Annotated in this window: 15 protein-coding genes; 10 read left to right on the top strand and 5 right to left on the bottom strand. The window is 64.3% G+C overall.

Annotated elements, in window-relative coordinates:
• Positions 1-388: 388 nt before the first annotated feature.
• On the bottom strand, positions 389-667 hold the full coding sequence (locus tag JI743_RS08255; RefSeq protein ID WP_201927801.1) for a hypothetical protein: 279 nt from the start codon (positions 665-667) through the stop codon (positions 389-391).
• 100 nt (positions 668-767) lie between these two features.
• Here JI743_RS08255 and JI743_RS08250 point away from each other — a divergent pair, with 100 nt between their 5' ends.
• Positions 768-2,735, top strand: a complete 1,968-nt coding sequence (locus tag JI743_RS08250; protein WP_201927799.1) for an esterase/lipase family protein — start codon at positions 768-770, stop codon at positions 2,733-2,735.
• A 131-nt stretch (positions 2,736-2,866) separates the two neighbouring features.
• Here JI743_RS08250 and JI743_RS08245 read toward each other — a convergent pair whose 3' ends face one another.
• The gene (locus JI743_RS08245; RefSeq protein WP_201927797.1) at positions 2,867-3,655 is read right to left on the bottom strand and encodes a hypothetical protein; all 789 of its coding nucleotides are present in this window, start codon (positions 3,653-3,655) and stop codon (positions 2,867-2,869) included.
• Between the two features lie 40 nt (positions 3,656-3,695).
• Here JI743_RS08245 and JI743_RS08240 point away from each other — a divergent pair, with 40 nt between their 5' ends.
• The 5 genes from JI743_RS08240 (at position 3,696) to JI743_RS08220 (ending at position 9,858) form a co-directional block, all read left to right on the top strand.
• Positions 3,696-4,031, top strand: a complete 336-nt coding sequence (locus JI743_RS08240; RefSeq protein ID WP_201927795.1) for a hypothetical protein — start codon at positions 3,696-3,698, stop codon at positions 4,029-4,031.
• A gap of 324 nt (positions 4,032-4,355) precedes the next feature.
• Positions 4,356-4,982, top strand: a complete 627-nt coding sequence (locus tag JI743_RS08235; RefSeq protein WP_201927793.1) for a PilZ domain-containing protein — start codon at positions 4,356-4,358, stop codon at positions 4,980-4,982.
• Between the two features lie 196 nt (positions 4,983-5,178).
• Positions 5,179-5,817, top strand: coding sequence for a TetR/AcrR family transcriptional regulator (locus JI743_RS08230; RefSeq protein WP_201927791.1), 639 nt, complete (start codon positions 5,179-5,181; stop codon positions 5,815-5,817).
• A 59-nt stretch (positions 5,818-5,876) separates the two neighbouring features.
• On the top strand, positions 5,877-7,121 hold the full coding sequence (locus JI743_RS08225) for a glycosyltransferase (RefSeq protein WP_201927789.1): 1,245 nt from the start codon (positions 5,877-5,879) through the stop codon (positions 7,119-7,121).
• 460 nt (positions 7,122-7,581) lie between these two features.
• Positions 7,582-9,858, top strand: a complete 2,277-nt coding sequence (locus JI743_RS08220) for an FdhF/YdeP family oxidoreductase (RefSeq protein ID WP_201927787.1) — start codon at positions 7,582-7,584, stop codon at positions 9,856-9,858.
• Here the strand turns inward: JI743_RS08220 and mobA are convergent.
• On the bottom strand, positions 9,853-10,392 hold the full coding sequence (mobA, locus tag JI743_RS08215) for a molybdenum cofactor guanylyltransferase (RefSeq protein ID WP_201927786.1): 540 nt from the start codon (positions 10,390-10,392) through the stop codon (positions 9,853-9,855). The two genes, JI743_RS08220 and mobA, sit on opposite strands and share 6 nt — an antisense overlap.
• Positions 10,389-11,222, bottom strand: a complete 834-nt coding sequence (gene fdhD, locus JI743_RS08210) for a formate dehydrogenase accessory sulfurtransferase FdhD (protein ID WP_201927785.1) — start codon at positions 11,220-11,222, stop codon at positions 10,389-10,391. Before fdhD ends, mobA begins: the two co-directional genes overlap by 4 nt.
• Before the next feature lie 166 nt (positions 11,223-11,388).
• Here fdhD and ahpC point away from each other — a divergent pair, with 166 nt between their 5' ends.
• Together ahpC and ahpF are read left to right on the top strand one after the other, a co-directional pair.
• Positions 11,389-11,952, top strand: coding sequence for an alkyl hydroperoxide reductase subunit C (ahpC, locus tag JI743_RS08205; protein WP_201927784.1), 564 nt, complete (start codon positions 11,389-11,391; stop codon positions 11,950-11,952).
• Between the two features lie 141 nt (positions 11,953-12,093).
• The gene (ahpF, locus tag JI743_RS08200) at positions 12,094-13,674 is read left to right on the top strand and encodes an alkyl hydroperoxide reductase subunit F (RefSeq protein WP_201927783.1); all 1,581 of its coding nucleotides are present in this window, start codon (positions 12,094-12,096) and stop codon (positions 13,672-13,674) included.
• 29 nt (positions 13,675-13,703) lie between these two features.
• Here the strand turns inward: ahpF and JI743_RS08195 are convergent, their stop codons facing one another.
• Positions 13,704-15,224 (bottom strand): glycerol-3-phosphate dehydrogenase, encoded by a 1,521-nt coding sequence (locus JI743_RS08195; RefSeq protein ID WP_201927782.1) that lies wholly within the window; start codon positions 15,222-15,224, stop codon positions 13,704-13,706.
• 195 nt (positions 15,225-15,419) lie between these two features.
• On the opposite strand from JI743_RS08195, the gene zwf reads away from it, so the two are divergent.
• Together zwf and edd are read left to right on the top strand one after the other, a co-directional pair.
• Positions 15,420-16,823 (top strand): glucose-6-phosphate dehydrogenase, encoded by a 1,404-nt coding sequence (zwf, locus tag JI743_RS08190; RefSeq protein WP_236659916.1) that lies wholly within the window; start codon positions 15,420-15,422, stop codon positions 16,821-16,823.
• Positions 16,824-17,030: 207 nt separating this feature from the next.
• Positions 17,031-18,872 carry a phosphogluconate dehydratase gene (gene edd / locus JI743_RS08185; RefSeq protein WP_201927779.1) on the top strand — a complete coding sequence of 614 codons (1,842 nt, stop codon included), beginning with the start codon at positions 17,031-17,033 and terminating at the stop codon, positions 18,870-18,872.
• Positions 18,873-18,961: the final 89 nt, after the last annotated feature.

Genomic DNA, 18,961 nt, shown 5'->3' with positions numbered 1-18,961 from the left:
TTGTGCATCCGTCCTGCCGCATCACCCCGGCTTCGGGATTTCCGGATCGGTCGGAAGGGCGTTGGGATGTTATTGTGCAGCATCCGTGCAGGCGACATTGCGCTGCGCTTAAAACCGCAAAAAAATCGCCCAATGCGGTTCGACGGCGATGAGCGTCGCCTATGAAGCGACGGAAATGCCGCTCGAGGTCGCCCCTGACTGCACGGGCTTGCGAGGGATGGGGCGCATCAGGCAGGCGAGCAATCAGCGTCTCGTCTCTGCCGCAAACCATCTGCCGCAGCGTCGGCCGGCAACTTGGTCGCTTTCATATCCAACTTCGTCGCCGCGCCCTGTCCTGATCATTCCGGGGTCGGCAAACCAGGCCTTCGATGCATCGAGACGATACCGGTCAGGACATCTCGACATCTAGTTCGCGCTGGTTTTCGCGAAACGAAGCCGGTCCCGGTCGATCAGATAGCGCCGCGCCGTCTGCGGCCAAGGTTCGCCGAACGGCGCGCATCAAGGAACAGGAGTAATCAATGACAATCGTACGCGCCCTGCCCGCTGTGGGGATCGGAATGCTATTGTCCGGTGCTGCCTTTCCGGTCGCGGCTGCGGCCGCCCAATGCACGCGCGCCTGGACCGGTTCGGTACAATATTCACGCTCGCACGCGAACAGCAGTTCCAAGACGGAAGACCGCATTTCCGGAAAGGGTACCGAAACGACCAATTGGTCGACGACCTTCAAATATACGGCGCAAGTCTCGGTTCGCGAGGGGCCGGATCGAATGAGCAGTATTGCGAAGGCCAACATTGGGGTCAGCTCGGTCTCGACCGAAACCAAAACCGCCAACGATCGCCATATTTGCCCGCACGAGCGCACTCCGCGCGCCATGTCGGGAAGTTTCGCGTCGCGCAGCCAGAGCAAGGGGGGCGGCAGCGGATTGGATGCGGACGTCACCGTGTCAATGGATTCGGATGGCGCTTATCGCGTGGGAGTGCGGTTGCCCGACGTTGCGGGAACGGCTTCGGGGTCGACATCGTCGAGCTTTAGCGGACAATGCACGCCCCGAAAGGGTGTGAACCACAGTCTGGCCGAGATGCCCACGCGGTTCGACGGCGTCAAATTTTCGACCGGCGGCGCGGATCGCGTTTCGCCGGACAAGCCCGATCAACTGTCGGGCAGCTACTCCGAAAGCTATGGTGGTGTGACCGAAACGCTGAGCTGGAGCCTGCGACGCTGCGGCGGCGCGCTGCGGCTGGTCAAGTTCAAGCTTGAGGACATGCGCTTTCCGAACTGGGAAGACTGGCAGGAAATCAAGGAACAGACCGGCACGACCGATGGGAACATCGTGCGGTTCACCGCGGTCGTCGCCAATGACAGCGGCGAGGAGAAGCCCGCGACAGTCAAGTTCAAGGATCTGGATGCCGATCAAAAGGCGGGAGGCACCTCGGAAGCCGTGCTCGACGAGATCACCGTCGATGTCCCGCCGGGCGAAGAGCGCGAGGTGACGTTCAAATGGGATAGTTCGGGCTATGCCTGGTACGACGATGGCCGTCCCCGGATCACCCAGCGCATCCGCGCCGAACTTACCGACGGTGGAAAGAAGGCCGGCGAGGAGACCCGCAACCTCAAGGTCGCGCCCAAGCCGCTCGTGCTCGTGCACGGCCTCTGGTCGAACTGGAAGGCCTGGGAAAGCTGGCAGGGAATTCTCTCGGGCGCGCATTCGAGCAACTGGAAGGCGTTTCCCGTAGGCCAGCATGCGCAATTCGGACGTATGAGGACCGGCGACGAAGTAGGAAATCTGGGGCCGACCAATACGATCGCCCAAAATGCCGGGGAGCTCGAACGCTATATCAAATATGCGCAGCGCGAACGCAACGCCTGGCATATCGACCTTGTCGCCCATTCGATGGGCGGCCTGATCAGCCGCCGCTACATCCATGCGGCGATGCCGACCTATCCCGACGGCAAGCCGCAGGTGCAGCATCTGGTCATGCTCGGCACCCCCAATATGGGCAGCCGCTGCGCCGACCTCATCAGCTTGCCGCTGGAAGCGGCGGGCCGCTCGATGGAGGCGCTGCGCGAACTGCGCCCAAGCGTGGTCGCGCAATTCAACGCGGCTCATACGAACCGCAAGGGCGTCGAGTTCTCGATCCTTGCGGGCAATCCGCTGCCGGCAATCTGCTATATGTACAGCCCCAATGACGGCGTGGTCACTGTTCCCTCTGCTTTCTGGGCGATCGCGGACCGCGCGCAACAATCGCTCCTCCACACGGACATGGCGAATGAGGCGGGGTTCAAGTCCTTTGTGAAGTCGCGCGTCGCGCTCGGCCCGGGAAAGCAGTCGCCCGAGGGGCAACTCGCCGCACTGGAGGCATTGGCGAGCAAAGGGGGATCGCCCTCCACCCGGACGCCTGCCAAGGATTCGACGTCGTCAGAGCCGCCGAAGCTCGATTTCACGAAGATCGTAAAGCTGTCACCGGGTCAGACCATCGAGATTCCGTTCGATGTTCCCGACGCGGACAATTTCGGTCTGACCTATGTTGCGCCACCCAAAGTCGGAGCGACCGTGGTGGACGAGGGAGGGGCTGTCCAGGGGACCAACCCGCCCGGCACCCCCAGCGCACAACAGATCTTCCGCTCGATCTTCGTCGGCAACCCGATCAGCAAGGCCAAGTGGACGCTCATGCTCGAAAATGAGGATGAAGAAGAGCGCGAAGTGGTCGTATCCGGGTGGTCGAACGCCAAATAGATTGGCGTTCGCTGGCTGCTGCGCGAACGCCGGCTTCGGTCCGCATAAATATGGCCCAAACGCAAACAGCCTCCCCTAGGAGTAGGGGAGGCTGCGGTGCTCGAATTTTGATTCCTGAGGGGTAGCGAAGTTCAATAGACTTCGACCCAGCTGTCGCTTGCGGAGAAGCTACTTGCTTTGCCCCAACAGATAAGGCCTTCGCGGCGGGCGCTCGCTTTGCCCTTTTCCAGCAGCCAATCGTAGATTTTGCAGTCGAACCCGCCGACCTTCGCTTGCTCGCGCATGGTGATCGTGCCGTAGTTTTCTGTCCCTTGCCAGTTCAACTTCTCGCCCGGCTCCATCTTCGCGAGCTTGGCCGTCCACGCCTTCGCATCGCCGAGCAGCTCGGAATAAAAATAGCGACTGGCCCACGCCTCATAATCATGGCCGCCTTCGCAATCGGAGCAGCGAACCTTGCTGAATTCGACGAACGCCGATTTCTGCGCCTTGATCTCTGCCGAAATCGGCATCTCGCTGGGGCGGCTATAGCTTGCTGCCGATGCGCTCTTGCGCGCGCGCGCATTGTTTTGGGCCGGTGTCGACGCGTCACTATCGACAGGGGGCGGGGTTTCATCGTCCCGGCAACCGCTTGCGGCTGCCGCCGCGACCGCATTTTCGCGCGCGCTGTCGGCCGTATCGCGCGCTGCCGCGTCGGCCGCGGCCCTGGCGGCGGCTTTGCGCCCCGTGATGGCCGCCACGCCGGCCGCTCCCATGAGCTTTCCGAAGCGCTTTCCGAACACCTTCCCGTTAGGCGCGGAAGCCCCCGGGCAATTTTCTTGCGCGTTGGCGGCAGCAGGGATGGAACCGACGGCCGCGATAAATGTGCTCACACACAAAAGCGTGAACCGACTCTGTCGACTTGGCGCGCGCAGGTTGATCATGCGAATTCTCCGTCGTTATGGCTGAATATCGACGGGCCTTGTGTCGCGGACCGGCTGTGAGTTCACCTCCTGCTCTGCCAACCGGGTCGATGAGCCGCTCAATTGGCGCCGCAGCGACGAAGAGGGCCAAACGCGCGACGAAAACGGCATTCGCCCGGCGCTCTCGCTGCAAGCGTTCGAGAATCGACGCTTCGGGTCGCACCGATATGCAGAGCGAACGGCAATTTTTTGCGTTCCGCTTTCTTCAGAACCGTCAGTCCGCAATCGGCCAGAGTTGCTTGAAACAGGAAGCGGGCAACCCATGTATTTGATCCGGCCCAACGAGGATCGTGAAAGCAATGATCAGGCCGTGGATCGTCTGCTCACCGTGAAGTGATGCGGCCGAACCCAATCGCAATGCGTATAAGGACGGTCGTGCCGGGCGACATACATGCTTGCGCAGTTTCTCTATTTACAAAGCTGTAGGTTTCTTGATAATATCGTTTTGCAAGCGACATTAAAGATATTCTTTAATTTCAAAAAGAATCTCTTTTCTTAAGAGATATTGCTCCAGATACATTTCAGATTAGTGACACGCGGCAAGAGATTGGCGCCGCGCGCGATCCTGTGTGGGCGCGCCAAATTTGGAACGAAAGCTTGGAAACACCGTTTCAAAAGGCGTGCGGAGCGTGAGATTCCGCGCCTGGGATAGGAGCAGGGAATGGCAGATGATCGACATGATCTCGCCCGCTCGAACCGTTTCGCGGGCGCCGAGGATCGACGCGACACCAACCGATATCCTGCCGCCTACCGCATCGCGCGCTTGAAACGCGGAAGCGACGTCGGGCTGGCGCATGTCCGCAATGTCTCCGACGGCGGCATGATGGTGCATACCGACATGGCGCTGGCACCGGATGAAAAAGTCGAAATCATGCTGTCGGCCAACATGCTGATGGCAGGGAGAATCGTCTGGTCCGAGCGCGGGCGTTACGGCGTCGCATTCCTTGAGACCCAGGATGCCGAGGAAATTGTTGCGGCCCTGATGCACGAGCAAAAGGCGGAGAGCTATCGCGCGCAGCGCCTGCCGGTCGATGCCGAGGCGATCCTTGCTACTTCAAGCCAGGCCTATCCGATCGATCTCGTCGACATCTCGGCGAACGGAGCAGGCTTTCGGACAACCCATAGTCTCGAAGCCGGGCAAATTGTCGAACTCTTGCTTCCCGGTGACGATGTGAGGCGAACGGCCGTCATCCGATGGTCGAAGGGCGATCGCGGAGGCCTGTGGTTTTCGATCCCGCTCGACCGCAATGCTTTGGCGTTGGTGCGCGGCAAAGGGCGTACGCATTAGAGCCAATATCATCCGATAGCCGATGCCCCATTCCTTGTTCGCGCGCTCGATTAAGGGGGCGGCAGGTACAATTCCCGCGCGATATGTCCCCCAACTGCGAGCGCACCGGCTGCCGCTGCAAGCCAAGGAGGAGTTTCATGTTAGCGCAATTAAGATAAAACTTGCGCACCCCAATTTTGATGTTAATTGGCATCACATGAATAGCGATTCTCCCACGCGTCCCTACCGCCAATCGGCGCGCGCAGAGGCTGCGCAGGCGCGCGGTGAACGCATCCTCGATGCCTTTGCCACGCGCATCCGCGACAGCTGGTTCGACGAGATTCGCCTTGAAGATGTGGCGCAGGATTCCGGGGTCACGGTCCAGACGGTGATCCGCCGCTTTGGCGGCAAGGAGGGATTGATCGCCGCGATGCAGGAACGGCTCGCGATAGAGGTTACACTTCGCCGCGAAGTGCGGCCGGGCGATGTGACGCGTGCGGTCAATTCGATCGTCGAGGATTATGAAGAGGTCGGCGACCTGATCCTCCGCTTGCTCGCACAGGAGGACCGCTATCCGGCGGTGCGCGCGATGACCGATCGCGGCCGCGCCCAGCATCGCGCCTGGATCACGCAGGCGTTCGTTCCATGGCTCGACGGCCTCGATGCCGAGGCGCGGCAGCGCCGGATCGACGCGCTCGTCGTCGCCGGCGACCTCTATGTCTGGAAGCTCGTCCGCCGCGACATGCAGCGCAGCGTCGCCGACTATCGGCAGCTGATGATGCGGATGTTCGCCGATGCGATCGGGGCCGATCCCGCAGAAATTTTCAACCACGAACCAATCGGAGTAAACCGGTGACCCAAGTCTCTTCCCCCTTGAATTTTCTTTTCGCTACCTGGGAGGGTGGCGGATCGGTGATGCCGATCATCACCGTGGCGCGAAAGCTTGCCGAGCGCGGGCACCGCGTGCGTGTGATGAGCGATGCCTGCAACCGCAGCGAGGCCGAGGCGGTCGGCGCCCGCTTCATTCCATGGACGCGCGCACCGAGCCGCACCGACCGTACCCGCGACAGCGACATTTTTCGCGATTGGGAAGTCGACACGCCCGAGGAACAGATCGGTCGCGTCCTCGACCGCATCATGGTCGGCCCCGCGCACGCCTATGCCGAGGACCTGATCGAACAATTGAAGGCCGAGCCTGCCGACCTCGTCGTTTCGAACGAAATGCTGCTCGGCGTCGCGATGGGGTGCGAGGCGATCGGCCAGCGTTTCGTCCTGCTCACCTGCAACGTCAGCCTCTTTCCGATGGAGGGCGTACCGCCGCTCGGCCCGGGTTTGCTGCCCGCGACGAACGATGCCGAGCGCGCACTGCATGCGGAGATTATGCAGGCGAACGGCCAGATGTTCGACAGCCGGCTCCCCGCGCTCAATACGGCGCGTGCAAGCTATGGGCTTCCCCCGCTCGCTGCGCTCGCCGACCAGCATGACGCCGCGCATGCGGTTCTGCTCGGCACCAGCCGCGCGTTCGATTTCGCCCCCGAACAGCTTCCAGACCGGATTCGCTATGTCGGACCCCAGCTCGACGATCCCTCATGGGCAAAGCCCTGGACGTCGCCGTGGGCCGCCAACGATGCGCGCCCGCTCGTGCTCGTCGGGTTCAGCACGACATTCCAGGGGCATATCGGTGTGCTTCAGGACATCATCGACGGTGCGGCCTCGCTTGATGTCCGGCTGCTTGTCACGCTCGGCAGCACGATCGCGCCCGAAGAACTGACGCCGGCGGCCAATTGCCAGCTCGTGCGCAGCGCACCGCACAACAGCGTCATGAAGCAGGCGGCGCTGGTCGTCACCCACGGCGGGCACGGCACCGTGGCGCGTGCGCTGTCGCACCTGCGTCCAATGGTCGTCGTTCCGCACGGCCGCGACCAGAACGACAATGCGGTGCGCGTCACCGCGCGCGGCGCGGGCATCCAGCTCGCTGCCGACGCAGGGCCCGATGCCTTCCGCGCCGCGATCGAATCGATCCTGTCGGAACCCGCATATACGGCCGCGGCAGCGCGGCTTGGCCGGGTGATGGCCGACGATGCGCGCAACTCGCCGGTCGTCGCCGAACTCGAAACAATTGCGGCGGAAATGCCCGGAAACGGCCTCCGCGCCGCCTGAACGCAGGTCGCGGCGACATTCGCTCCCGGGGCGGGGGCAGCTTCGGCTGCTCCCGCCTTCGGCGTTTTTGCGGCTGGCGGATATTGCGCCCCGGTTCGGCGCGCCTTTCACAATTTTCATAATCGCCGGTCAGCAGATTCATCTTTTTCAGCGCGGTCCCGTGTCACTCCCATCCAATCGCGCCGTGATGGCGTGCAGGGCAGGGAGGGGCCCGCAATATCGGTACGGACGGCGCCTATGGCGCGTCTTGTTCTATTGTCGATGGTGTGCGCCGCGCCCGCTGCGTCCGCGGCAGTGGCGGCGCCCGGGCGACGAGCGCGGGACTCCCGGACCCGGCAGCCGTGCAGAGCGCCGACGCCACCCCTGCTCGCGCTCGCCGATCGCTCGGCGACCTGTTCCGGCGCAGCGTTTGCGCCTATGCTCCGATCGAGAAGCAGCGTTTCGTTGAGAGGATGGCGCGATGGCCGACGGCAGGCCCCGGTACAAACCCTATGCCCGTCCGGCCGGGGGCTGGGGTTCGGCCGCCGCCACCGCAAAGGTGCTGCTCGAACAGAGCGTTGTGAGCAAGGGGTCGCGCGCGCTGCTCACGATGAACCAGCCGGGCGGCTTCAAATGTCCGAGCTGCGCCTTTCCAGACGCCACCTGCACCAGGAAACTCGAATTCTGCGAAAATGGTGCAAAGGCGCTCGCGCACGAAGCGACGAAATTCCGCGCGACGCGCGAATTTTTCGCACAGCACAGCGTGACTGCGCTGCGCGAGCAGTCGGACTATTGGCTCGAGATGCAGGGACGGTTGACCGAGCCGATGCGCTACGATCCGGCGAGCGACCACTATGTTCCTGTCGCATGGGACGACGCGTTCGCGCTCATCGGCCGCCATCTGCGCGCGCTCGCCGATCCGAACGAGGCCGACTTTTATACCTCGGGGCGGACGCCGAACGAGGCGGCTTTTCTCTATTCGGTCTTCGTCCGCGAATATGGCACCAACAATTTCCCCGATTGTTCGAACATGTGCCACGAACCGACGAGCCGCGGCCTGCCGCCCGCGATCGGCGTCGGCAAGGGCACGGTGGTGCTCGACGATTTCGAACATGCCGACGCGATCTTCGTCATCGGGCAAAACCCCGGCACCAATGCGCCGCGGATGATGACGCAGCTGGTCGATGCGCGCAAACGCGGCGTGCCGATTGTCGCGGTCAATCCGATGCCCGAACGCGCGCTGATCCGCTTCACCGAACCGCAGGACCCGGTGCAGATGGCGACCTTCGGCTCGACGCCGATCGCCAGCGAGTTCGTCCACATCCGTATCGGCGGCGACCTTGCGCTGCTCAAGGGGATGATGCGCGCGATGTTCGAGCGCGAGGCGGCGGGCGAGATCGTGTTCGACCATCAGTTCATCGCCGAACATACCGAGGGTTTCGCGGCGCTGCGCGACGACATCCTTGCGCAGGACTGGCGCGATATCGTCGCCAAATCGGGGGTGGACGAGGCGCAGATCCGTCGCTGCGCCGACATCTATATGGCGTCCGATGCGACGATCATCTGTTACGGCATGGGAATCACCCAGCACGAGCGCGGGTCGGAACTGGTCCAGCAGATCGCCAACCTTCTGTTGCTCAAGGGCAATTTCGGACGGCCCGGCGCCGGCATTTCGCCGATCCGCGGCCATTCGAACGTCCAGGGCGACCGCACCGTCGGCATCGACGAGCGGCCGACCGCCGCCTATCTCGACCGGCTGTCAGCGGTGTTCGGCTTCGACCCGCCGCGCGCGCACGGCCACCATACGGTCGAAGCGGTCGAGGCGATGCTGGCGGGTACCGCCAAGGTCTTCATCGGCCTTGGCGGCAATTTCGTTCGCGCGGTCCCCGATACCGACCGCGCCTATGCCGCGATGCGCGGGCTCGACCTGACGGTCGGGATCGCGACAAAGCTCAACCGTGGTCATTTGATCCACGGCCGCGAGGCGCTGATCCTTCCGGTGATCGCGCGGTCCGAGCGCATCGAAACCGCGCGCGGCGAGCAATTTGTGACCATCGAGGATTCGATGTCGAACGTCACCGCATCGCGCGGCGTGCTCGAACCCGCAAGCCCGTACCTCCTTACCGAGGTCGAGATCGTGTGCCGCATGGCGATGGCGACCCTCCCCGAAAGCCGCGTCGACTGGGCATCCTACATCGACGATTATGACCGCATCCGCGACGCCATCGCGGCGGTCTATCCCGCGCTCTATTCCGAATTCTCGGCGCGTATTCAGGACCCCGCGGGTTTCCACCTCGACGTCGCGCCGCGCCGCCGCGTGTGGTTGACGCCGAACGGCAAGGCGAATTTCCTGCTGCTTCCGGGGCTCGATGTCGATCCGCAGATCGACGACCCAGCGATGCTGCGGCTCGCGACGGTGCGCTCGCACGACCAGTTCAACACGACAATCTACAGCTATAACGACCGCTACCGCGGCGTTCGCGGCGACCGCATGGTGCTGTTCATCAACGCCGCCGACCGCGAGGCGCGCGGGCTGGCGGCCGAAACACGCGTGACGCTGGAGACGATCAGCGACGACGGCATCGCGCGGCGCGTCGGGCCGTTGACGCTGGTGGACTATCCGATGTCGCCGGGGTCGGTCGCAGGCTATTATCCCGAGCTCAACCCCTTGCTTCCGCTCGGCAATTACGACCGGGCGAGCGGGTGTCCCGCTGCCAAGGCGATTCCCGTCCGCATCGTCACGCCTTCAGCGTCATGACGCCGGGAGATTGCCGTCCGCGAGCCGCGCAAGATCGGCGGCGCTGTTGATGTTCGGCGGGGCAAAGCCCGTCTCGACCGCGCGCGCACCGACACGGTCGCCGAACGCACGCACCGCCAGCTTCGTACCCTCGGCCAGCAGGGCGTCGAGCGCTTCGAGCGCCTCCACTGGCCAAAGCCCGATCACCGGCTGCGCCGCCAGATAGGCTGGCGCGGGTTCCAGCACGGCGCGCAAATCGGGCGGCAACCGCACGCAATCGACCGGCGCGGTCAGCGATTGGCCGAAGCCGCCCTCTGCCGCGGCCGCCAGCGCGCCCGCGATCCCGCCGAGCGGACCCATCCCGCCGCGCGGGCGGTCGGCGACGCTGCCGAAGTCCGGATGCGCGCGGCCGATGACGATGATCGCGTCGCAGTGCGGTGCGAGCGCCGCAATCGACAGGTCGATCAGCCGCCGCCCGTCCAGCAGCGCCTCGGCCTTGTCCGATCCGAAGCGCGTCGAACTGCCCCCCGCGAGGATTGCGCCCAATGTTCTCATGCAATTATCCCTTGCGGATCGCACACGACAAGCGCCGAATCGCGCCGCGCCAGCGAAACGAGCGTCAGCCCCGCCGCCGCGGCGCGGTCGGCGGCAAGGCTTGTCGGTGCCGAGATGGTGACGAGCATCGGGCACCCCGCGCGCACCGTCTTGTCGACCAGCTCGTAACTGCAACGCGCCGACAGCAGGATGAAGCCTTGCCCCGCGTCGACGCCCGCGCGCATCATTGCCCCGACCAGCTTGTCGAGTGCGTTGTGACGCCCGACATCCTCGCGCGCGAGGCAGATGGCGCCGTCGGGCGTGCAAAATGCCGCGGCGTGCGCGGCGCCCGTCGCGCGACCGAGCGGCTGATGGCTGTCGAGCGCCGCCAGCGCGACAGCAATCGCGGCGCGATCGGTCGTTATGCACGCGGTGACGCTTGGCAGCGGTCGCAGAACCTCCTCGATATTCTCGATCCCGCACAGTCCGCAGCTGCTTTCGTTCACCCGCCTGCGCGCCCGGTCGAGTGCGCGCTGCGACCGTCCGGCGCCAAGCCATAGCCGCAGCGCGACGCCGCCCTCGATGGCATGGACGGCAATTCGCGTCACATCGGCGGGCTGGTTGATGAGCCCCTCGCTCGCGGCAAAGCCGATCGCATAATCCTCAAGGTCTGCCGGCGTCGCCATCATCACCGCATAGCCGAGCCCGTCGACCTCGATCGAAACCGGCGTTTCGACGGCAAGCTCGCGCGCGAGCAGCGCATCGCCGGGCTCGGCGAGGCCGATGCGCCGTAGATGGCGGGCATCTGCGCTGGCGTGCGTGTCGGCGCTGCAAAATTCGCGAGTTTCCATATGCCCTTGTCCTGCTTTCGACCCGGCGAAGCAAGCCGCCGCGATTGTCGGCGCCCTTGATTGAGTTTTTCGATTAGTCGCGCAGGATTTTTCAATTGTCGCGGCGCAACATTGCTGGCTAGGGGAGCGTTTCCGGACCCAACTCAACGATAAAGGAGACTCTCCCATGTCCGTTCTCAACACGACCATCCAGCCGTTCAAGGCGACCGCTTACAAGCAGGGCAAATTCGTCGACATCACCGAAGAGGATGTGAAGGGCAAGTGGGCGGTGTTCTTCTTCTACCCCGCCGATTTCACCTTCGTCTGCCCGACCGAGCTTGAGGATCTGGCCGACATCTATCCGACGCTCCAGAAGATGGACGTCGAGGTGTTCGCCGTGTCGACCGACACGCATTTCTGCCACAAGGCGTGGCACGACACCTCGCCGGCGATCGGCAAGATCGACTATTTCATGGTCGGCGACCAGAACCACACGCTCTCGAACAATTTCGAAGTGCTCCGTCAGGGCGTCGGCCTTGCCGACCGCGGCACGTTCGTCCTCGATCCGCAGGGCGAAATCCAGCTCCTGGAAATCACCCCCGAGGGTGTGGGCCGCAACGCTGCCGAACTGCTCCGCAAGATCAAGGCGCTGCAATACTGGGTCAGCCATCCGGGTGAAGTCTGCCCCGCGAAGTGGGAAGAGGGCGCCGAAACGCTTGCTCCCTCGCTCGACCTCGTCGGCAAGATTTAAGACATCGGAAAATGCCAGCGTGCTCCCGCGAAGGCGGGAGCCCAGAGCGCCCAAGCGCAACAATGCGCAATCCAGCTCCGGGTCCCCGCCTTCGCGGGGACACGCGGCTCTTTTCTCCTCCCTCTCGCAGGAGCTCTCCCCATGCTCGACGCCAATCTGAAGCAGCAGCTTTCATCCTATCTCGCGAACATCCGCCAGCCGATCGAACTGCTCTCGTCGCTCGACGACGGGCCGAAGTCGGCCGAGCTCGCGACCCTGCTCGACGAAATCGCCGCGCTGTCGGACAAGGTCAGCGTGGCGCGCACCGACGACGACGTGCGCCGCCCCAGCTTCCTGATCCGCCGCGCGAGCGACCATGATGTCGCGGTCCGCTTTGCCGGCATCCCGCTCGGCCATGAATTCACCTCGCTCGTCCTCGCGCTGCTGCAGGCTGGCGGCCACCCGCCGAAGGTCGCGCCCGAGGTGCTGGAGCAGGTCGCGGCGCTCGATGGCGATTATCATTTTGAGACCTATTTCTCGCTCTCGTGCCAGAATTGCCCCGACATCGTTCAGGCGCTCAACCTGATGAGCGTCGTCAATCCGCGCATCACCCACACCGCGATCGATGGCGGGCTGTTCCAGGCCGAGGTCGAGCAGCGCAAGGTGATGGCGGTGCCGACGATCTTTTTGAACGGCGAGAATTTCGGCCAGGGCCGGATGGAACTCGAACAGATACTCGCGAAGCTCGACAGCGGTGCCGAAGCGAAGGCGGCCGAGAAGATCGCCGCGAAGGACGGGTTCGACGTGCTCGTTGTCGGCGGCGGCCCGGCGGGCGCCGCCGCGGCCATCTATGCCGCGCGCAAGGGCATCCGCACGGGCATTGCGGCCGAACGCTTCGGCGGGCAGGTGCTCGACACGATGGCAATCGAAAACTTTATCTCCGTCCAGCACACCGAAGGCCCGAAACTCGTCGCCCAGCTCGAGAGCCATGTGAACGATTATGACGTCGACGTCATGAACCTCCAGCGCGCCGAAAAGCTGGTCCCCGCCAAGGATGAGGGCGGCCTGCACGAGGTGCAGCTCGCCAATGGCGCGTCGCTGAAGGCGCGCACCGTCATCCTGTCGACCGGCGCGCGCTGGCGCCAGATGGGCGTTCCCGGCGAAGAGGAATATCGCAACAAGGGCGTGGCTTACTGCCCGCACTGCGACGGCCCGCTCTACAAGGGCAAGCGCGTCGCGGTGATCGGCGGCGGCAACAGCGGCGTCGAGGCGGCGATCGACCTTGCGGGCCTCGTCGCGCATGTCACCTTGATCGAATATGACAGCCAGCTTCGCGCCGACGCGGTGCTCCAGCGCAAGCTTGCCAGCCTGCCCAACGTCAAGGTCATCACCTCGGCGCTGACCACCGAAGTGCTCGGCGACGGTGAAAAGGTTACAGGGCTCAGCTACAAGGACCGGGGCAAGGACGTCGATCACCAGATCGAACTCGAAGGCATTTTTGTCCAGATCGGCCTCGTCCCGAACACCGAATGGCTCGCGGGCACGGTCGCGCTGTCTCAACGCGGCGAGATCGAGGTCGATCATCGCGGCGAAACGAGCCAGCCGGGCATATTCGCCGCGGGCGACTGCACCACCGTGCCCTACAAGCAGATCGTCATCGCGATGGGCGAGGGGTCAAAGGCGGCGCTGTCGGCGTTCGACTATATGATCCGCCTGCCCGCGGAGGTCGCCGAGGCGGCGTAACCGCTAATCCTCCCTGCGCACAGGGCGGATTACGCGGGCAGCGGCGGTTTCGCCGGGATCGTTTCGAGAAAAGCCTCGAGCCGCGCTACATCGTCAGCGGTGAAATGAAGCCCCAGCTTCGTCCGCCGCCACAATATATCGTCCGCGGTGCGCGCCCATTCCTGCGCGACGAGCCAGCGCACCTCGGCGGCGCTCAGCCCGTGCGCGATCTCGCCGCCCAGATCGTCCCAGCAATCGGCCTTGCCCAGCCAGCTTCGTGCATCGGTGCCATAGGCCTTGACGATCCGGTCGACCGTCGCGGCGGGCAGGAAGGGGTGGGCGAGGCGGATGGCGGCCTTCAGCGTCGCGGCGCCGTCCGTCCGGAAATCGCCGCCCGGAAGCGGCGCTTTGCCCGTCCAATGCTTGCCCGTCAGCGCGGGCACCACCTCTGCGAGCATGTCGACCGCATGTTCGGCGACATGGCGATAGCTGGTGATCTTGCCGCCATAGACGGTCATCAGCGGCGCGCCCTCGTCGCTGTCGAGGTCGAGCCGATAGCCGCGCGTCGCCGCCTCGGGCTTGCCCGACCCGTCGTCGATCAGCGGGCGCACCCCCGAATAGGTCCACAGCACGTCGCCGGGGTGAATGGCGGCTTGGAAATATTGGTTCGCCCCCTCGCACAGATAGGCGATTTCCTCCTCGCTCGCGCGCACATCGCCAAGCGGGCCGTCATGATCCTGGTCGGTCGTTCCGATCAGCGTGAAGTCGCGCTCATAGGGAATGGCAAAAAAGATCCGCCCGTCGGGGAGCTGGAAGAAATAGGCGTAATCATGGTCGAACAGCTTGCGCACGACGATATGCGACCCGCGCACCAGCCGCATCGCATAATCGGGCGGCGCCGATGCGCGCCCCAGCACGTCGAGCACCGCAGGGCCGGCCGCGTTGACGAGGCTGCGCCCAAAGAAACGGTAATTATGCCCGCGATCGTCGGTCGCCTCGACGATCCACAGGCCTTTTTCGACGCGCATCAGCTCGGCGCGCATGTGCGTTCGGATGCGCGCGCCGCGTTCGGCAGCGTCGCGCGCGTTGAGGATGACGAGCCGCGCATCATCGACCCAGCCGTCCGAATATTCGAAGCCGTGAACATAGTCCGGTTGCAGCGGCGCACCTGCGGGGTGGCGCGCGAGCCTGACCGAACGCGTCGCGGGCAATTTCTTGCGTCCGCCGATATGGTCATAAAGGAAGAGCCCGAGCCGCAGCAGCCAGCGCGGACGCAGCCCGTCGCGATAGGGCAGGACGAAGCGCAGCGGCCAGATGATGTGCGGCGCGATTCCCCACAACGTCTCGCGCTCTTTCAATGCCTCGCGCACGAGGGCGAATTCATAATGCTCCAGATAGCGCAGCCCGCCGTGAATCAGCTTGGTCGACGCCGACGACGTGCCCTGTGCAAGATCGCCTTGTTCGAGCAGCAGCACGCGCGCCTCGCGCCCCGCAGCATCGCGTGCGATCCCGGCGCCATTGATGCCGCCGCCGATCACGATGACATCATAAGGAGGAGGCGTATCGGCCATCGCGCGCTAGTAGAATGAATGCGATAAAAGGAAAACACCCTCCGCTTCATTGGGGCACGGGTTCGGTTTACGTATGCGCGTTGCATTCAGGGGGCGCATCCTCCACTTCGGGCATTGCTATCCAAGGGGATAATTGTGAGCGTGAAAGTCGAAACATTGGTGCTGTTCGGTGCGACGGGCGACCTCGCGCAACGCATGCTCTTTCCCTCGCTCTATAACCTCCACGTCGACGGCCTGCTCGAAGAGTCGCTGGCGATCATCGGGTCGGGCCGCACCGCGATGGACCGGGTTGAATTCCACGACCAGGTGCGCGCAGCGCTTGCTGAACATTTGCCCGGTGACCGGCTCGAAACGGGCGCGGTCGACGCATTCCTCGCACGGCTCGATTATTGCGCGATCGATGCAAAGGCGGGGACCGGCTATGACGCACTCGCCGCGCTGCTCGGGGAGCGCATGGAGCGTCCGATCGGCGTCTATCTGTCAACGCCACCGTCGATGTTCGGACCGATCGCCCAGGGCCTCGCGTCCGAAGGCATAGCCTGCGCCGAATGCCGCATCGCGATGGAAAAGCCGATCGGCCACGACCTCGCCTCCTCGCGCGAGGTCAATGAACAGGTCGGCAGTGCCTTTGCCGAAGACCATATTTTCCGCATCGACCATTATCTCGGCAAGGAAACGGTGCAGAATCTGCTCGCGCTGCGCTTTGCCAATATGTTGTTCGAGCCGCTGTGGAACGCGCAGGCGATCGACCACGTCCAGATCACCGTTGCGGAAACTGTCGGCCTCGAAGGCCGCGTGTCCTATTATGACGGGGTCGGCGCGCTCAAGGACATGGTGCAGAACCATATGCTCCAACTGCTCGCGATCATCGCGATGGAGCCGCCGTCGAGCGTATCGGCAACTGCGGTCCGCGACGAAAAGGTCAAGCTGCTCCGCTCGCTACGCCGCATGACAGCCGAGGATGTCAAGGCGCACAGCGTCAAGGGCCAGTATAGCAGCGGCGCGGTCAACGGCGCGGCGGTCGCGGGCTATGCCGACGAGCTTGGCGATCCGTCGAACACCGAAACCTTCGTCGCGCTGAAAGCGTTTATCGACAATTGGCGGTGGAAGGGCGTGCCCTTTTACCTGCGCACCGGAAAGCGGATGCCGCAGCGCAAGTCCGAAGTGCTGATCCAGTTCAAGCCGGTGCCGCACAACATCTTCGCCCGCGTTGGCGCGGGTAAGCTCGATGCGAACATGATGATCATCAACCTGCAGCCCGAGGAAAATATCCGCGTCAAGGTGATGGCAAAGCAGCCGGGCCTCGACCGCGACGGCGTGAAACTGAAAGAAGTGACGATGGACGTCTCGCTCTCGCACAGCTTCGCCGGCGAGCGGCGACGCATCGCCTATGAACGGCTGCTGCTCGATTTCATCGAGGGCGACCAGACGCTCTTCGTCCGCCGCGACGAGGTCGAGGCGCAGTGGCAGTGGATCGATTCGATCCGCGACGCGTGGGCGGCGGTCGACATGCCGCCGCAGACCTACACCGCAGGCAGCTGGGGCCCGTCGAGCGCGATCGCACTGATCGAACGCGACGGGGCAAGCTGGCATGATTGAATTCTCCCGAAACCTTCTCCCCTTGTGGGAGAAGGATATGCAGCCTTGGCGCGGAGCGCCTAGGCGCAGTTGGATGAGGGGTATGCGAGCCTCCGGCTCGCGCGGTCGGATTGCGACCGCAACCCCTCACCCAGCTTCGACTAGGCAGCAAGCTGCCAAGTCTGTGCATCCCTCTCCCACAAGGGGAGAGGGGGATTGGATTATCTGATGACCACACTCCACCCCACCATCGCCGCGGTGACCGACCGCATTATCGCGCGCAGCGTCAAGCGTCGCGCCGCCTACCTCGACCTGATGGAGCGCCAGCGCGACGCGGGAACCAACCGCGGCAACCTGTCGTGCGGCAACCTCGCGCACGGCTTTGCCGCAGCAGGCGACGACAAGCCCGTCATTCGCACCGGCGCCACGATGAACATCGGCATCGTCACCGCCTACAACGACATGCTCTCGGCGCATCAGCCCTATGGCCGCTATCCCGAACAGATAAAGCTGTTCGCGCGCGAAGTCGGCGTCACCGCACAGGTCGCGGGCGGCGTACCCGCGATGTGCGACGGGGTGACGCAGGGGCAGGCGGGGATGGATCTGTCGCTGTTCAGCCGCGACAATATCGCGCAGGGCACCGCCATCGCCTTGAGCCACGCGATGTTCGAGGGCGCGCTGCTTCTCGGCATCTGCGACAAGATTGTCCCGGGCCTGCTCATCGGCGCGCTGCGCTTTGGCCATCTGCCGCAGATTCTTGTCCCCGCAGGGCCGATGCCCTCGGGGCTCGCGAACAAGGAAAAGCAGCGCGTCCGCCAACTTTATGCCGAGGGCAAGGCGACGCGTGACGAGCTCCTTGAGGCCGAGGCGGCAAGCTATCACGGCGCGGGTACCTGCACCTTCTACGGCACCGCGAACAGTAACCAGATGATGATGGAGCTGATGGGGCTGCACATCCCCGGCGCCGCCTTCACCAACCCCGGCACCAAGCTGCGGCAGGAACTGACGCGCGCCGCGACGCACCGGATTGCTGCGATCGGCTGGGACGGCGACGATTATCGGCCGCTCGCCCGCTGCATCGACGAAAAGGCGATCGTCAACGCGGCGATCGGCTTGCTCGCGACCGGCGGCTCGACCAACCATGCCATCCACCTGCCCGCGATCGCGCGCGCGGCGGGAATCGTCATCGACTGGCAGGATTTCGACGAGCTGAGCCGCGCGGTGCCGCTGCTCGCGCGCGTCTATCCCAACGGCGCAGGCGACGTGAACCATTTCCATGCCGCAGGCGGGATCGGCTTTGTCGTCCGCGAATTGCTGGGTGCGGGGTTGCTCCATGGCGACGTGCTGACGGTTGGCGGGACGATGGCCGATTATTCGGGCGAACCCGTGCTCGTCGACGAGGAACTCCACTGGGAGGCAGCGCCCGCCGAAACGCGCGACGACACGATGCTGCGCCCCGTCGCCGCGCCCTTTTCGCCCGACGGCGGGATGCGCCTGCTCGCGGGCAACCTCGGCCGCGCGATCATCAAGACCAGCGCGGTCGACGAGGATCGCTGGACGATCGAGGCGCCATGCCGGATTTTCGACGACCAGAACCAGGTGCTCGCCGCGTTCAAGGCGGGCGAACTCGAATGCGACGTCGTTGTCGTCGTCCGTTTCCAGGGGCCGCGCGCCAACGGGATGCCCGAACTGCACAAGCTGACGCCTGCCTTGGGTGTGCTGCAGGACAAGGGTTTTCGCGTCGCGCTGCTCACCGACGGGCGCATGTCGGGCGCGAGCGGCAAGGTGCCGGCGGTGATCCACCTCTCGCCCGAGGCGCTCCCCGGCCCCGATGGCACCAGCGGTCCGCTCGCCTGTCTTCAGGACGGCGACCTCGTGCGCGTCTGCGCGCGCAAGGGCGAAGTCGTAGCGCTCGTCGACGAGGCCGAATGGGTCGCGCGCACCCCCGCCACTGCCCCGCCGCCCGCGCTTGGGGTCGGTCGCGAACTCTTCGCGCTCTTTCGCCATCACGCCGACGAGGCCGAAAAGGGCGGGTCGGCGATTTTGGCGGCAATGGAGACGGTGGTCTGATTTCCGTCATCCCGGCGAAGGCCGGGGTCTCGACGGTGCGCAATGACGACAGGGTGATATCCCGGCCTTCGCCGGGATGACGAGAAAGA

Origin of the sequence: Sphingopyxis jiangsuensis (genome assembly GCF_016734905.1) — a bacterium.
GTDB classification, from domain to species: Bacteria; Pseudomonadota; Alphaproteobacteria; order Sphingomonadales; family Sphingomonadaceae; genus Sphingopyxis; species Sphingopyxis jiangsuensis.
Note: the sequence above shows the minus strand (reverse complement) of the source record. Positions and strands in the feature narration are given on the sequence as shown.

Bases quoted from the DNA above. Each gene is read 5' to 3' on its own strand.
- edd (WP_201927779.1), top strand. From the start codon at position 17,031: ATGACCACACTCCACCCCACCATCGCCGCGGTGACCGACCGCATTATC.
- JI743_RS08235 (WP_201927793.1), top strand. From the start codon at position 4,356: ATGGCAGATGATCGACATGATCTCGCCCGCTCGAACCGTTTCGCGGGC.
- JI743_RS08220 (WP_201927787.1), top strand. From the start codon at position 7,582: ATGGCCGACGGCAGGCCCCGGTACAAACCCTATGCCCGTCCGGCCGGG.
- ahpF (WP_201927783.1), top strand. From the start codon at position 12,094: ATGCTCGACGCCAATCTGAAGCAGCAGCTTTCATCCTATCTCGCGAAC.
- JI743_RS08225 (WP_201927789.1), top strand. From the start codon at position 5,877: ATGCCGATCATCACCGTGGCGCGAAAGCTTGCCGAGCGCGGGCACCGC.
- JI743_RS08230 (WP_201927791.1), top strand. From the start codon at position 5,179: ATGAATAGCGATTCTCCCACGCGTCCCTACCGCCAATCGGCGCGCGCA.
- ahpC (WP_201927784.1), top strand. From the start codon at position 11,389: ATGTCCGTTCTCAACACGACCATCCAGCCGTTCAAGGCGACCGCTTAC.
- zwf (WP_236659916.1), top strand. From the start codon at position 15,420: ATGCTCTTTCCCTCGCTCTATAACCTCCACGTCGACGGCCTGCTCGAA.
- JI743_RS08245 (WP_201927797.1), bottom strand. From the start codon at position 3,655: ATGATCAACCTGCGCGCGCCAAGTCGACAGAGTCGGTTCACGCTTTTG.
- fdhD (WP_201927785.1), bottom strand. From the start codon at position 11,222: ATGGAAACTCGCGAATTTTGCAGCGCCGACACGCACGCCAGCGCAGAT.
- JI743_RS08250 (WP_201927799.1), top strand. From the start codon at position 768: ATGAGCAGTATTGCGAAGGCCAACATTGGGGTCAGCTCGGTCTCGACC.
- JI743_RS08195 (WP_201927782.1), bottom strand. From the start codon at position 15,224: ATGGCCGATACGCCTCCTCCTTATGATGTCATCGTGATCGGCGGCGGC.
- mobA (WP_201927786.1), bottom strand. From the start codon at position 10,392: ATGAGAACATTGGGCGCAATCCTCGCGGGGGGCAGTTCGACGCGCTTC.